General features: G+C 66.2%; 11 protein-coding genes and 1 riboswitch. Of the genes, 2 read left to right on the top strand and 9 right to left on the bottom strand.

The features are described from left to right. Window positions 1–79 precede the first annotated feature (79 nt). The 5 genes from clpB to dnaK form a co-directional block, all read right to left on the bottom strand. The gene (gene clpB / locus MSB02_RS10215; RefSeq protein ID WP_267195141.1) at window positions 80–2,683 is read right to left on the bottom strand and encodes an ATP-dependent chaperone ClpB; all 2,604 of its coding nucleotides are present in this window, start codon (window positions 2,681–2,683) and stop codon (window positions 80–82) included. 257 nt (window positions 2,684–2,940) lie between these two features. Then, window positions 2,941–3,354: a heat shock protein transcriptional repressor HspR gene (locus MSB02_RS10210; protein WP_267195140.1), complete on the bottom strand. Its 414-nt coding sequence runs from the start codon at window positions 3,352–3,354 to the stop codon at window positions 2,941–2,943. 19 nt (window positions 3,355–3,373) lie between these two features. Next, a complete protein-coding gene (gene dnaJ / locus MSB02_RS10205; RefSeq protein WP_267195139.1) occupies window positions 3,374–4,504 on the bottom strand; it encodes a molecular chaperone DnaJ in 1,131 nt (376 codons plus the stop codon). A 12-nt stretch (window positions 4,505–4,516) separates the two neighbouring features. Further along, on the bottom strand, window positions 4,517–5,209 hold the full coding sequence (gene grpE, locus MSB02_RS10200) for a nucleotide exchange factor GrpE (protein WP_267195138.1): 693 nt from the start codon (window positions 5,207–5,209) through the stop codon (window positions 4,517–4,519). A 2-nt stretch (window positions 5,210–5,211) separates the two neighbouring features. Beyond that, entirely contained in the window at window positions 5,212–7,098 is a 1,887-nt protein-coding gene (gene dnaK, locus MSB02_RS10195) for a molecular chaperone DnaK (protein WP_267195137.1), read from the bottom strand. A 346-nt stretch (window positions 7,099–7,444) separates the two neighbouring features. Between dnaK and MSB02_RS10190 the strand changes: the two genes are divergently transcribed. Continuing rightward, window positions 7,445–7,633: an ATP-binding protein gene (locus MSB02_RS10190; RefSeq protein WP_267195136.1), complete on the top strand. Its 189-nt coding sequence runs from the start codon at window positions 7,445–7,447 to the stop codon at window positions 7,631–7,633. A gap of 49 nt (window positions 7,634–7,682) precedes the next feature. Here MSB02_RS10190 and MSB02_RS10185 read toward each other — a convergent pair whose 3' ends face one another. Genes MSB02_RS10185 through MSB02_RS10175 form a run of 3 tightly spaced genes read right to left on the bottom strand, consistent with a single transcriptional unit; the run spans window position 7,683 to window position 9,862 of the window. Next, window positions 7,683–8,243, bottom strand: coding sequence for a uracil-DNA glycosylase family protein (locus MSB02_RS10185; RefSeq protein ID WP_267195135.1), 561 nt, complete (start codon window positions 8,241–8,243; stop codon window positions 7,683–7,685). After that, the gene (locus MSB02_RS10180; protein WP_267195134.1) at window positions 8,240–9,181 is read right to left on the bottom strand and encodes an NAD-dependent epimerase/dehydratase family protein; all 942 of its coding nucleotides are present in this window, start codon (window positions 9,179–9,181) and stop codon (window positions 8,240–8,242) included. The genes MSB02_RS10185 and MSB02_RS10180 overlap by 4 nt, the downstream gene beginning before the upstream one ends. Before the next feature lie 9 nt (window positions 9,182–9,190). Beyond that, window positions 9,191–9,862 carry a sortase gene (locus tag MSB02_RS10175; RefSeq protein WP_267195133.1) on the bottom strand — a complete coding sequence of 224 codons (672 nt, stop codon included), beginning with the start codon at window positions 9,860–9,862 and terminating at the stop codon, window positions 9,191–9,193. Between the two features lie 140 nt (window positions 9,863–10,002). Next, a riboswitch (cyclic di-GMP riboswitch) is annotated at window positions 10,003–10,094 on the top strand. Between the two features lie 94 nt (window positions 10,095–10,188). On the opposite strand from MSB02_RS10175, the gene MSB02_RS10170 reads away from it, so the two are divergent. Continuing rightward, window positions 10,189–10,785, top strand: coding sequence for a hypothetical protein (locus tag MSB02_RS10170; protein ID WP_267195132.1), 597 nt, complete (start codon window positions 10,189–10,191; stop codon window positions 10,783–10,785). Window positions 10,786–10,933: 148 nt separating this feature from the next. Here MSB02_RS10170 and MSB02_RS10165 read toward each other — a convergent pair whose 3' ends face one another. Next, window positions 10,934–13,504 carry a SpaA isopeptide-forming pilin-related protein gene (locus MSB02_RS10165; protein ID WP_267195131.1) on the bottom strand — a complete coding sequence of 857 codons (2,571 nt, stop codon included), beginning with the start codon at window positions 13,502–13,504 and terminating at the stop codon, window positions 10,934–10,936. Between the last annotated feature and the right edge of the window lie 193 nt (window positions 13,505–13,697).

Here is a 13,697-nt window from a genome sequence, read left to right as displayed (position 1 = left end):
ATCACCTCCACTGTCTCTCGAACGCCGCCGCGCATGGCGTACCTGCGGCGGCGCCGTCTGATACCTTCGTCCCGTTCCGTTAACCCGCGTGCGTCACGCCTCTGACACCGAGCTCGTCACCGATCACGTCGACCGTGACCGTGTCACCGTCGCTCACGGCGCCCTCGATGATCATCCTGGCCACCCGGTCCACCACCTCGCGCTGGATGAGCCGCTTGAGCGGACGCGCGCCGAACACGGGGTCGAAACCGTCGAGCGCGAGGCGCTCGGCAGCCGCCGGCGTGACCTCGAGCGCGAGCTTCCTGTCGGCGAGACGTTCGCGCACCCGCACCAGCTGCAGGTCCACTATCTCGGCCAACTGCTCCATGGTGAGCGAGTGGAAGACCACGACGTCGTCCACCCGATTCAGGAACTCGGGACGGAACGTCGCGCGCAGGGCCTCGTCGAGCATCGCCCGCATCGACTCCTCGTCACCGCTCTTGGCGAACTCCTGGATGTACTGGCTGCCCACGTTGCTCGTCATGACCACGATCGTGTTCCTGAAGCTCACGATCCGGCCCTGGCCATCGGTGAGACGTCCGTCGTCGAGCACCTGCAGGAGCACGTTGAACACGTCCGGATGCGCCTTCTCGATCTCATCGAGCAGGATCACGCTGTACGGCCGCCGCCTCACCGCCTCGGTGAGCTGACCGCCCTCCTCGTAACCCACGTAGCCCGGAGGCGCGCCGATGAGCCGCTGGACGCTGAACTTCTCCATGTACTCCGACATGTCGATGCGCACCATCGCCCGCTCGTCGTCGAAGAGGAACGCCGCAAGGGTGCGAGCGAGCTCCGTCTTGCCCACACCGGTGGGGCCAAGGAACAGGAAGCTGCCGATCGGGCGGTCCGGGTCCGACAGGCCCGCGCGCGACCTCCGTATGGCGCCCGCCACTGCCGAGACGGCCTCGTCCTGGCCCACGACCCGCTCGTGCAGGTGCTCTTCGAGCGTTGCCAGCTTGGCCATCTCACCCTGCATGAGCCGCGCCACGGGGATCCCGGTCCACGAGCCCACCACCTCGGCGATCTCGGCCTCGGTGACCTCCTCGCGGAGCATCGCCTCGCCCGACTGCAGGTCCTTCAGCCGCTGGTCGGCTTCCTGCAACTGCTGCTCGAGCTGCGGGATGCGCCCGTAGCGGATCTCGGCAGCACGCTCGAGGTCGCCCTCGCGCTCGGCCCGCTCACCGTCGAGTCGCGCCTCGTCGAGCTCGGCCTTGAGGCGCTGCACGTCGGTGATCACGGTCTTCTCGCTCTCCCAGCGGGCCTTCAACCCTGAGAGCTGCTCCGAGAGGTCCGCCATCTCCGCGCGGAGCGCGTCAAGGCGCTCGGCCGAGGCCTCGTCGGTCTCCTTCTGGAGCGCCTGCTCCTCGATCTGCAGCTGCCTGAGCTGCCGGTCGAGCCGGTCGATCTCCTCGGGCATCGAATCGATCTCTATGCGCAATCGCGAAGCCGCCTCGTCGATCAGGTCGATCGCCTTGTCGGGCAGGAAACGGTCGGCTATGTAGCGGTCCGAGAGCGTGGCCGCGGCCACGATCGCGCCGTCGGCGATGCGTACGCCGTGGTGTACCTCGTAGCGCTCCTTGAGACCGCGCAGGATGGCGATGGCGTCCTCGACGCTGGGCTCGCCCACGAACACGGGCTGGAAGCGCCGCTCGAGCGCCGCGTCCTTCTCGATGTGCTGGCGGTATTCGTCGAGCGTGGTGGCGCCGATGGCGTGGAGCTCGCCGCGGGCGAGCGCCGGCTTGAGCATGTTGCTCGCATCCATCGAGCCCTCGGCCGCTCCCGCACCAACAAGGGTGTGAAGCTCGTCGATGAAGAGGATGAGCCGTCCCTCGGCCTGCTCTATCTCGCGGAGCACGGCTTTTAGACGGTCCTCGAACTCGCCGCGGTACTTCGCGCCGGCCACCATGGCGCCGAGATCGAGCGCTACCACGTCCTTGTCGCGGAGCGTGGAGGGTACGTCGCCGCCTACGATGCGCTGCGCGAGCCCCTCCACGATGGCGGTCTTGCCGGTGCCCGGCTCACCGATGAGCACGGGGTTGTTCTTGGTGCGGCGCGAGAGCACCTGGATCACACGGCGGATCTCCTCGGTGCGCCCGATCACGGGATCGAGTTTCCCGTCGCGCGCGGCCTGCGTGAGGTTCCGGCTGAACCGCTCGAGCGCCTGGAACTGCGCTTCGGGGTTCTGGTCGGTCACGCGTGCGCCGGCACGGAGCTCTTCGAGCGCCTCGAGCAGCCGGGCGGCGGTGACGCCGGCGCCGGCGAGGATCCTTCCCGCCTCACCCTTGTCGTCCGCTATCCCGATGAGCAGATGCTCCGTGGAGACGTACGCGTCCTTCAGCCGCTCGGCCTGCTTGAACGCATCCGAGAACACGGTGTTCAGGCGCGGACCGATACCGGCCGGCCCCTGTACGCCGCTTCCGCTCACCTTGGGCATCGCGTCGATCGCCGAGGTGACCTCGGCCTCGATGAGGTCGGGGTCGGCGCCCACCTTCTGCACTATCGGTCGCACGATGCCCTCGGCGGCGTCGAGCAGCGCCTTCAGAAGGTGCTCGGGTTCTATGACCTGCGAGGAGGCGTCATCGGCGATACCCTGCGCCGCCTGCAGCGCCTCCTGCGCTTTCACTGTCAGCTTGTCCAAACGCATAGCACTCAACTCCCACGGTCCGCGCTCACCGCCCTCGGGCGGTCATTAGCCTGGCCTGCCACGACCGGCTCGCAGGACCGATAGCCTCACGGGCTACCGGGAAACCGTTCAAGCCGGTGCCGTTCTCTTCTTGAAGAGGCGTGACCACACCCAGGCCACGGCCTGTCAACCGGGTCCTCCGACGATCTCGCCGGAGCGGATCCCTTCGAGCCACTTCACCACCGCGCTGCGGCGGTCCTTCGCTCCGGGGTCGCCGCTCATCGGGCACCCCTCTTCACGATGCCGCCACGCGGCACGTGCACGATGTCCGCACGGAGCGACTTGCGGAACTCGTTGATCTCCTGCGCCAGATCGCGTTCGGCGCGGGTGGCGGCAGCCTGCGCCTCGGCGAGTCGGGCCTCGAGCTTCTCTTTCTCGACCTCGAGTTCGATGATCCGCATCACGCCCGCGAGGTTGATGCCTTCCTCCTGCGTGAGCCGCTGGATGAGACGGAGCCGCTCGATATCCGACTCCGAGTACATCCGCGTGCCGCCAGGAGACCTGCTCGGCTGGATGAGCCGCTTGCGTTCGTAGATCCGGAGCGTTTGCGGGTGCACGCCGGCAAGCTCGGCCGCCACGCTGATCATGTAGACCGGCCGGTCTTTGCCGCCGCTTCCGTGCTGCCGTCTCACCACGACCGGATCACCTTCCCTACGCGATGTGCGCCCGGACGTCGTCCGCACGCAGCGACTCGAACTTCTTCAGCAGTTCCTTCTGCTCCGAGGTGAGCTTCTTGGGCACGTCGATCCGCACGCGGACCTTCAAGTCACCTGTGCCGCGGCCCTTCAGCTTGGGTGCGCCCTTGCCCGGCACCCGCAACACCTTGCCGTCGGCGGTGCCAGCCGGGATCTTCACCTTCACCTTGCCGCCATCGGGCGTGGGCACCATCACCTGGGCGCCAAGCGCCGCCTCCGTGATCGTCACCGGAAGGTCGAGGACCACATCCGCCCCGTCACGGGTGAAGAACGCATGCGGGCGGATGTGCGTGATCACGTACAGGTCGCCCGCCGGTGCGCCACCGGTCCCGGGCTCGCCCTTGCCCGCGAACCTCAGCTTGCCGCCATCGGTCACGCCCGGCGGGATGTTCACCGTCAGCGGCTTGGCCCTCACCACCTGCCCCTTACCTCTACAGGTGGTGCACGGCTGCTCCACCACCGTGCCTGTGCCGCCACAGCGCTGACATGGGCGGGAGAAGCCGAACACACCCTGGCCCTGCGTGACGTGGCCGGCTCCCGAGCATGTGGGACACGTGCTCACGCTGGTGCCGGGTTTCGCGCCGGTGCCCTTGCAGGTGGCGCATGTCTCGGTACGCTTGACGTCGACCTTGGTGGAGGTGCCCTTCAGCGCCTCCTCGAAGGAGAGCGTGAGGTCGTACTGCATGTCCGCGCCCCTGTGCGCGCTCTTTCGCCTCGATGCGCCTGCGCCTCCTCCGAAGAGGTTGCCGAAGAGGTCGCCCAGATCACCCATATCCACGGTCTGATACGACGCGCCGCCGGGGAAGCCGCCGCCCGGGACACCGCCTCCGGGCCAACCCGCTCCCGCACCTCCGGGACCACCCGGCGGGACGTTGCCGCCGAAGTAGCGGCCGTACGTGTCGTACTGCTTCCGCTTCTCCTCGTCCGAGAGGATCTCGTACGCCTCGTTGATCTCCTTGAACTTGGCCTCGGAGCCGCCCGCGTCAGGGTGATGCTTGCGCGCCTGCTTGCGGAACGCCTTCTTTATCTCGTCGGCTGTCGCCGTCTTAGGGACGCCGAGTATGTCGTAGTAGTCTTTCTCGGCCATCGCTGGGCTCCTTTAGGGCCTCGGGCCTCCGGTGCTCACCACGACCGCCGCCGGACGCAACACGCGCCCGTGCATCCGGTACCCGCACTGGTACATGTCGACGCACGTGCCCTCCGGCACGTCGTCGCGTTCGGCCTGCCCCACCGCCTGGTGCTCGTTGGGGTCGAACGGCTCACCCTCCGGCGCGATGCGCTCCACGCCCTCCTTGGCGAAGACGTCGAGCACCTGCTGGAGCACCATCCGCACACCGTCGGTCAGGTCGCTCGATCCACCGGCCTCCTCGGCATGGGCCACCGCACGCTCAAGGTTGTCGAGAGCCGGGAGCACCTCGGTGATGATGCGCTGCCCTGCCCGCTTGACCGCGTCTTCCTGTTCGCGGGCCATACGCTTGCGGTAGTTGTCGAACTCCGCCTGAAGCCGTTGCGCGGTCTCAAAGTGACGGCCCGCCTCCTCGCGTGCCGCCTCCAGCTCGGCCTCGAGCTGGTCGCCCCGGAACTCGAACTCCGCTCCCAGGTCCTGCTCGAGCACAGGATCGGTATGCGCGGACGCGGCCGGGGGGATCTCCGAGGCCGTCTCCGCAGGCTTGCGGCCTGTGAAGCGCCTCCCCGCGGAGGAGGCCCCGAATGGAACCTCCGCCGGGTGGTCTTCCCGAGGACCGAGACCGGAGGGGTCTCCGCCGCGGGGGGTCGTGTGCTTCCGGTTCATATCTACTCGTCCTCGTCGACGACCTCGTAGTCGGCCACTTCCTCGTCCGCTTCGGGCGTGGTCTCACCCTCGGCAGCCTGCTCCTCCTGTACCTGCTGGTACACGATCTCCGCAAGCTTGTAGCTCTTCTCCTGCAGGCCGGTCGTGGCGGTCTTGATGGCCTCGGTGTCGTCACCCTCGAGCGCCGTCTTCACGTCCGCGATGGCCGACTGGATCTCGCTCTTCGTATCCTCGGGTACTTTGTCGCCCAGGTCTGAGAGCGTCTTCTCGGTGCCGTACACCAGTGTGTCGGCGTTGTTGCGCACCTCCGCCTCTTCCTTCTTCTTGAGATCCTCGTCCGCGTGCGCCTCGGCGTCGTTGACCATACGGTCGACTTCCTCGTCCGAGAGAGCGGTCGTGCCCGTGATGGTGATCTTCTGCTCCTGCCCCGTGCCCAGATCCTTGGCCGAGACGTTCACGATGCCGTTGGCGTCGATGTCGAAGGCCACTTCGATCTGCGGCACGCCGCGGGGCGCGGGCGGGATGTTCATGAGATGGAACTTCCCGAGCGTCTTGTTGTACGCGGCCATCTCCCGCTCGCCCTGCAGCACGTGGATCTCCACGCTCGTCTGACCGTCCGCCGCCGTGGTGAAGGTCTCGCTCTTGCGCGTGGGGATGGTCGTGTTGCGCTCGATCAGCTTGGTCATCACGCCGCCAAGCGTCTCAACGCCGAGTGCGAGCGGCGTCACGTCGAGCAGGAGGATATCTTTCACGTCGCCGCCAAGCACGCCGCCCTGGATAGCCGCGCCGATGGCCACGACCTCGTCCGGATTGACGCCCTTGTGCGGGTCCTTGCCGGTGAGTTGCTTCACCAGCTCCTGGACCGCCGGCATGCGCGTGGAACCGCCGACCAGGATCGCGTGGTCGAGGTCGCCGGACTTGACCCCGGCGTCCTTGAGCGCGGCCTGGACCGGCTTACGGCACCGCTCGAGCAGGTCAGAAGTGATCTTCTGGAACTCGGCGCGCGTGAGCGTGTAGTCGAGGTGCTTCGGGCCGCTCGCATCCGCCGTGATGAACGGCAGGTTGATCTGCGCGGTCTGCGTGGTGGAGAGTTCCATCTTCGCCTTCTCCGCCTCCGCGCGCAGGCGCTGCAGCGCCATCTTGTCGTTGCGCAGGTCGATGCCGTGATCGGCCTTGAACTTGTCGGCAAGCCAATCGATGATGCGCTGGTCCCAGTCATCGCCGCCGAGGTGGTTGTCACCCGAGGTGGACTTCACCTCGAAGACGCCCTCGCCGATCTCGAGGACGGACACGTCGAACGTGCCGCCGCCAAGGTCGAACACCAGGATGGTCTGGTCGTGAGCGCCCTTGTCGAGGCCGTACGCCAGCGCCGCCGCCGTGGGCTCGTTGATGATGCGCTTGACCTCGAGGCCCGCGATCTTACCCGCGTCCTTGGTGGCCTGACGCTGCATGTCGTTGAAGTAGGCCGGAACGGTGATGACCGCCTCGGTGACCGGATGGCCGAGGTACGCCTCGGCGTCGGCCTTGAGCTTCTGCAGCACCATGGCCGAGATCTCCTCGGGCGTGTAGCGCTTGTCCTCGACCATCACGACCGAACGGCCGTCCTTGCCCTTCTCCACGTTGTACGCGATGGTGCCGCGCTCGGAGGAGGTCTCCTCGTACTTGCGGCCGATGAAGCGCTTGATCGAGGTGATGGTGTGTTCCGGGTTCGTCACGGCCTGGTTCTTGGCCGCCTTGCCGACGATACGCTCGCCATCCTTGCGGAACGCGACGACCGACGGCGTGGTGCGATCGCCCTCGGCGTTCACGATGATCGTGGGCTCGCCGCCCTCGAGGACCGCGACAGCCGAGTTCGTCGTACCGAGGTCGATGCCGATGATCTTGCCCATGGGTAGTGCTCCTTTCGAATCCCCCCGGTCGCACCGGAGCGGCTTGTTCACAGAGTGCAGCGCAGTGCGCCGACACTGAGCCGGCGCCTTTCGCAGTATGAAATCTAAGTGTTCCATTGTCAAGTTATCTGTAACAGCCATGCAATACGCGAGGCTGTGGGCCGGTGCGCAGCATATCTCCTGCATGCGCGCGTACGCGAATGACCTACCGCCGCTCAGCAGCGGTTCCGGACCGCTCGACCTGCAGCGGCCTACGCTCCTTTACACGCTTGCCGGGCCTTCTGTATCATCCGCCGCGATGTGCCCACCGCCGCACGGATGCGGCGTTCGAAACGAAGGAGTCTCTATGCCCCGACCGATCATCGATGTGGATGAATGCTCCGGCTGCGGCATCTGCGTGGACGTGTGCCCTGAGGGCGTGCTCGACCTCGTGAACGATGTCGCTCAGCCGGTGAACGAAGAGGACTGCACGGCATGCGGCACGTGCATGGAGGAGTGCCCGATGGGCGCGATCACGGAGATCGAGGAAGACTGATCACAGCCCGCGCGCAAGGTCTCGACAGGCGTCCCCCGGGGCGCCTGTCTTACTGTCCGGCCTGCCCGAGCGGACCTAGAGCCTTGAGCTGTCGCCACACGCGCCTCTTCAGGGCCTCGTCGGAGAGCGACGCCTCAAGTCCTTCGAGGGCGACGAAGGCGCGGCCTTGCACGTAGGTGAGCGTCCCCGGCGGCACGGCTTCGCAACCGTAGGCGTCCAGGATGTCCTCGGCGGCCAGGGGATCGAGCGCGACCACGATCCGCGGGTCGACCGCCTCCACCATGAGGCGCGTCCGCTCGAGCCGGGTGGCCTCCGGCAGGTCCGCTGACCGCGTACAGAAAGCGAACCGCTCCGATGCCACTCCGAGCGCGTCAAGCGCCTTACCTGCTGCTTCTCCATCAGCGCCCGCGAGAGCACGGCCCGCGTCGAGGTCACCGGGCCCGGGCTCACCCTTGACGAGCAGCACGTCTGCGAGTTCGTCGCCCTGCCCTCTCACAGAGCCGTTGTCGCCTGCAACGGCCTCGGCAGCAGCTATCTCCGCCTGCGCCTTCGCCCGGAAGAGAGCATCGAGCCGCTTCGCCTCGCCGGTGATGTCCGCGGGATCCTTCACGACTGCTGCATGAACCAGGTCCCGGTCGCGGCGAGTCCGGCCTGCAGTTCCACCGCTGCGCTCCAGCCGAAGGCATCCGCCGCTTTTGCGGGAGAGAGGACGCTTTCTTCGACGTCCCCCTCGCGGGCATCCGCCCGCTCGATCGCCCCGGGGTACCGCATGGCCACCCGCAGCCCCTCGGCCAGCATGTTCACGGACGTCGCCGTCCCCGTGGAGATGTTGTACGCGGGGCCGCTCACGCCGGGATGGGCGAGTACCCCCTCGTGGGTCGCAGCCAGGACACACGCGTTGACCACGTCGGCCACGTAGATGAAGTCCCTGGTCTGGCTGCCCGAGCCGAATATCACCGGCGTCTCACCGCGCGCCATACGAGAGGCGAACTCCGCCACCACGCCTCCCTCACCCTCGGCTCGCTGACGGGGTCCGTAGACGTTCGCGAACCGCAGAGAAGCGAAGTCCACGCCCGCCGGTCGCAGCACCTCCGCGATGACGCCCTCAGCCTCCAGCTTGGATGCGCCGTACGGCACAGCAGGCGCAGTGGGCGACGTCTCGGTGAGCGGCAGCTCCTGCGGTTCTCCGTACACGGCGGCAGAGGACGCCGACAGGACCCGCCTTGCACCCGCAGCGACCGCGGCCTCAGCCACAGCGCGCGTCCCATCTACGTTCACCGCCCGGTCGAACGCCGGATCCGCCAGCGAAGCGGCAACGCTCACCTGTGCGGCGAGGTGGACCACCACGTCCGGATGCGCATCGCTGATGGCTTGTGCCGCCTCCGGAGACAGCACGTCCAGGCATCGGAAGGCGGCTGCCGGGTGCACGTTGTCCATCGACCCTGTTGAGAGGTCGTCGATGATCGTCACCTCGGCCCCGCCACCCAGCAGCGCGTGGACCAGATTACCGCCGATGAATCCGGCGCCTCCCGTTACGACCACCCTCATGCTGCCTCCCTATGGCGCATCTCCGGAGACGCGCCGCACTTCGACGAGTTCCGCCTGTACCGCTATGCGATACCGTGCGCTGTACGGCGGATGACAGGCCGTGAGCGTCAATGAGGGGTGCTCCGTTGGCGCTACGACCTCGATCTGGTCCGGACGCACTATCACCGTACCGGTCACAGAATAGCGATAGCGCCGGTACGGTGAGTACAGGTCGATGGTATCACCCTGCACGAGCTCATCCACGCGTGCGAACGGCGCGCCGTAGGTCGTGCGGTGTCCCGATATGCCGCAGGTGCCCTCCGGCCCCGGGAGATCGGTCCAGTCGATCCATCCGGGACCTTTTCGCAGGTCAGCGGTACTCACGCCGTTCACCACGAGGGTATCCAACCCGATCGCCGGGATCACGATCCTCCCGAACACCGCACCCGCATCGAGCGACCGCCAGTGCGCCTCGTCCTCCTCATGCCACCCAGAGAAGTCCAGGGCGGGGCCATCGGGCGCCTCGAGGACCTTGTCGGGCGCCTCGGCCCGGTAGGGAGCCACCGCAGCCGCCTCGTCGCGCAGGACCTCCTGGGCATGGGAGCCGACGAGGGTCGTGAGCCCGTAGTACGACCCAAGGCCTAGGGCGACGCCGAGCAGGAGGTTCCCTGTTGCGCGTATCCAGCGATCCCGTAGGCGCACGTTCTGCAGACCTCCGCTCGAGCGGTGTGACGTTCCTCACAAGAATCCTGTGACGAACGACACAATATGCTATAAAGACCAGCCGTACCGCTGCCGATATGAGAAGTGTACGGCAGGATTGAAAAGCGAACATCGGATCGCTCCCGAAAAGGCACGGTCGGCCGAAAGGTCGGCTTCGCAAAATCACGGGTCTACCGGAAGCCTCGCTTCCCACGACAGCCGGATTGCCGAAGGTACGAGCCACGCGTTGTCGGCCCGACACCTCTGCGCCTTGAGGAGAAGTCGGGCCGATGTGCGCGAGGAACTCGAACAAGGGGCGATCCACCATGACCAGCATCACCACCCGGACGATGAGGTTCGCAGCGGCGACCACGCTCGTTGCCCTCGCACTCGTTCTCGTCGCAGGCTTCGCACCGGTCGATGACGCGGTCGCCGCAGCCAACATCGGCGGCGTCTTCCGCAACAGGCTCAGTGCCGAAACGCACACAGCGGCACTCGTCGCGGACTCGGTCGAGCCGCTCGCGAAGAGCGTTCGCACCGCCGCACGCACGGCCACGAAGATCGAGGCGCCCGCGCCAGCCGCCACAAGCGCGGCCCGCACCAGCAGCACCCGGACTTCGTCGGCATCCACCACGAGCTCAAGCGCCCGCAGCACCACCTCCGCTCCCGTTGACGAGACGGCAACCGCGCGGTCGATCCTGGCCCGCTACATCTCCAAGTACCCGATCCTCGCCGGCTCGACCGTCACCTTCGGCGACGCCAAGGGATACCAGGCGATCTGCTACTACCAGTCGGGCCGCATCGTGATCAGCCCCACGCACACCAGCAGCCTGGAGCGCATCATCGCCCACGAGGTGGGACACATCCTCGACTGGCGTGACAACGGTGTCATCGACTGGGGCGAGAACATCCCGGCGCTGTAAGACGCGGCACCCCCATAGGAGCGACACGAGACCCCGGACCTCCCTCCCCGGGGTCTCGTTGTATGCGCACAAAGAGGGGCGCACCCTCTCGAGTGCGCCCCTCGCCCCGGCAGTCGGACAGTGCCGGGCCCCTCACAACCGGTGTGCGCTACGACGTCTTGCGGGGTGCAAGCCTGAGCGCCAGACCGGCCGTGCCGGCTGCCAACGCTGCCGCAAGCAGCAGCCACGCCTCCGTACCGGTGAACGGCAGGAACGGTTCGCCTACCCGCACCACGACGCGCTCATCGTCGGAGTTGTTGGTGGGATCGGCATCCTGCGGATGATCGATCACAACGACGTTGTCGACGTTGGTCCGGCCATCCGGCATGTCCTCGTCGATCCGCACCGTGTAGGTCAGCGTCTGCTTACCGTCTTCGAGCGCAAGCGGACCGGCCATCGTCCAGGTGATCTTCCCACCCGACACGACGCCGCCGTTGGCATCGACAACGGTGACGTACCGCTCGTCGAAATCATCGACGATCGTGTAGTTCTCGGCAGCAAGTTCGCCATTGTTCCAGTAGGTCAAAGTGTATGTCACGAGAGCACCAGGAGCGGCACTGTCACGATCGGCCACCTTGGTGATTGCGAGGTCCAGTTCGGTGAACGGGAGGAACAACTCGACGTTGCCGAACCATACCTCGGTGGTCTCGCCATCGACGACCGTCGCGACCTGCGTGAGCGGCGTGGTGTTGACCCAGCCGTCCTGCAGCGTCTCGGTCACGGTGTACTCAGCGGGATCCAAGCCAAGGAACTCGAGCATGCCGTCACCGTCGGTGAGACCGGTCCCGATCAGCATGATCGCCGAAGGGTTGATCTGGTCGTTGAGGATGGGCTCGGACTCCACGGTGACCGTGAACTCCCAGTCCTCGAGCATCGGCTCGCCCTCGTCGTATTCCCCGTCCTCATCGAGGTCGTGGAACTTGTAGATCACGAGGTCGCCTTCCTCAGGAGGAAGCTCTTCCTCGATGTTGCCGAACCATACCTCGGTGGTCTCGCCATCGACCACGGTCCCCTTCTGCGTGAGCGGCGTGGTGTTGACCCAGCCGTCCTGCAGCGTCTCAGTCACGGTGTACTCAGCGGGATCCAAGCCAAGGAACTCGAGCATGCCGTCACCGTCGGTGAGACCGGTGCCGATCAGCATGATCGCCGAAGGGGTGACCTGCTCGATCTGAAGCGGTGGTGTCTCGACGGTGACCGTGAACTCCCAGTCCTCGAGCATCGGCTCGCCCTCGTCGTATTCCCCGTCCTCATCGAGGTCGTGGAACTTGTAGATCACGAGGTCGCCTTCCTCAGGAGGAAGCTCTTCCTCGACGTTGCCGAACCACAGCTCGGCCGTCTCGCCATCAACGACCGTGGTGCTCTGAGTGAGCGGTGTGGTGTTGACCCAGCCACTCACGAGCGTCTCCGTAGCGCTGTACTCGCCGGGGTCCAGACCCGGGAACGACAGCGAGCCATCGGCCCCGGTGGTACCCGTTGCAGTCAAGCTCTGGCCCACGAAGATCTCGAACTCCCAGCCCTCGAGCATCGGCTCGCCCTCGTCGTATTCCCCGTCCTCATCGAGGTCGTGGAACTTGTAGATCACGAGGTCGCCTTCCTCGGGGGGAAGCTCTTCGATGATGTTGCCGAAACGCTTCTCGGAGTTGACCTGCCCGGTGTGGTAGAAGACCATCTCGCCGAGCGGATCACCCGACGTGGGGGTCTCGCCTGCCGCAATCTGCGCGGGGCTCAACACCTCGACGATCTTGTACCAACCCGTGGGCCACATGCCGAAATCGGCCTGGCCGCTTGCGCCAGTGGTGGTCTCGGTGGCCACCTTGGTCCACGGACCGGTCTCAGATGCGCCCTCATAGAGATCGAAGGCGAATCCTTCGAGCCAACCCTCGCCGCCGTCGTGCTCGCCGTTCGTCACAACGTCATCGCGGAACTTCATCACGATGATGTGCGAGTCGTGAGGCTCGCTCAGGTCGAAGCAGAACACGATGTGGCTGATGTCCGCATACTTCCCGGAATCGTTGACCGGAGCATGCAGACCAGACCCTGACAACACACCAGGCGAGTAATCATAGTCAATGTAGCCGTCTCCGCCCTTCACCCGGACCTTGGTGACCGGGTAGTTGGACGTGAAGCTCATCACCATGCCGTCATCCGTCATAGCGGTGACTATCGAGAGCTCGTAGTCTGACGGCGTGGTGGGAGTCTCCTCGGTGCCTGACGTATCCCACGTGTACGTGCCGGTGCGGGGCGAACCATCAAGCTTCACGCCGCCGGCGCAGATCCAAGAGTTGTCACCCTCGTCCTTCTCCGCCTTGGCGGGAGCCACAAGCGCAGCTACCGTCGCGACGGGCGCCTCGACCGAAGCCTGCAGTGCGATTTCATCGCCCTCAGGCTCATCGGCCGGAGCTGCATCCTCTACCGGCTCCGGCTCGTCCGCCGGTGGCTCGGTGGCTGGCTCGAGCGGCTCCTCTGCCGGGGCCTCCAGAGGATCCTCAGCCGGGACTTCCGGCAGGACCTCCTCCGTCGCCTTCTCGGCAAGCGGCTGTGGCACTGCTTCGCCTTCCGCCGCGAGGACCGTCATGCCCGGTCCGGCTACCGCCAGAGCGAGTATGAAGGCCACGTACGCGGCGAAGACGCGCCACAATGCGCCTCGCCTATGCATTCCCTTCATCACTTGTGCCGTCATCGTAGACACCTCCCTGCTTCCCCCGTCCACGAAGGCGCGTAGAACACGTCTCCAGAAAATGAACGAGACCGACCCTTGATCGGGTCGGTCTCACCACTGACTCCACGCCGGACCACGGTGACCGGGGATATGTCCGACGTATCCGCGTCTCCCACTCAGGTCGTGCTTTCGGTTTTCAATCACTCCGTCTTGG

It is taken from the genome of Anaerosoma tenue, from assembly GCF_023161965.1.
Taxonomy (GTDB): domain Bacteria; phylum Actinomycetota; class Coriobacteriia; order Anaerosomatales; family Anaerosomataceae; genus Anaerosoma; species Anaerosoma tenue.
Note: the sequence above shows the minus strand (reverse complement) of the source record. Positions and strands in the feature narration are given on the sequence as shown.

Excerpts from the sequence above, each read along its gene's own strand:
- grpE (WP_267195138.1), bottom strand. The coding sequence starts at position 5,209 with ATGAACCGGAAGCACACGACCCCCCGCGGCGGAGACCCCTCCGGTCTC.
- MSB02_RS10170 (WP_267195132.1), top strand. The coding sequence starts at position 10,189 with ATGACCAGCATCACCACCCGGACGATGAGGTTCGCAGCGGCGACCACG.
- dnaJ (WP_267195139.1), bottom strand. The coding sequence starts at position 4,504 with ATGGCCGAGAAAGACTACTACGACATACTCGGCGTCCCTAAGACGGCG.
- dnaK (WP_267195137.1), bottom strand. The coding sequence starts at position 7,098 with ATGGGCAAGATCATCGGCATCGACCTCGGTACGACGAACTCGGCTGTC.
- MSB02_RS10180 (WP_267195134.1), bottom strand. The coding sequence starts at position 9,181 with ATGAGGGTGGTCGTAACGGGAGGCGCCGGATTCATCGGCGGTAATCTG.
- MSB02_RS10190 (WP_267195136.1), top strand. The coding sequence starts at position 7,445 with ATGCCCCGACCGATCATCGATGTGGATGAATGCTCCGGCTGCGGCATC.
- clpB (WP_267195141.1), bottom strand. The coding sequence starts at position 2,683 with ATGCGTTTGGACAAGCTGACAGTGAAAGCGCAGGAGGCGCTGCAGGCG.
- MSB02_RS10165 (WP_267195131.1), bottom strand. The coding sequence starts at position 13,504 with ATGACGGCACAAGTGATGAAGGGAATGCATAGGCGAGGCGCATTGTGG.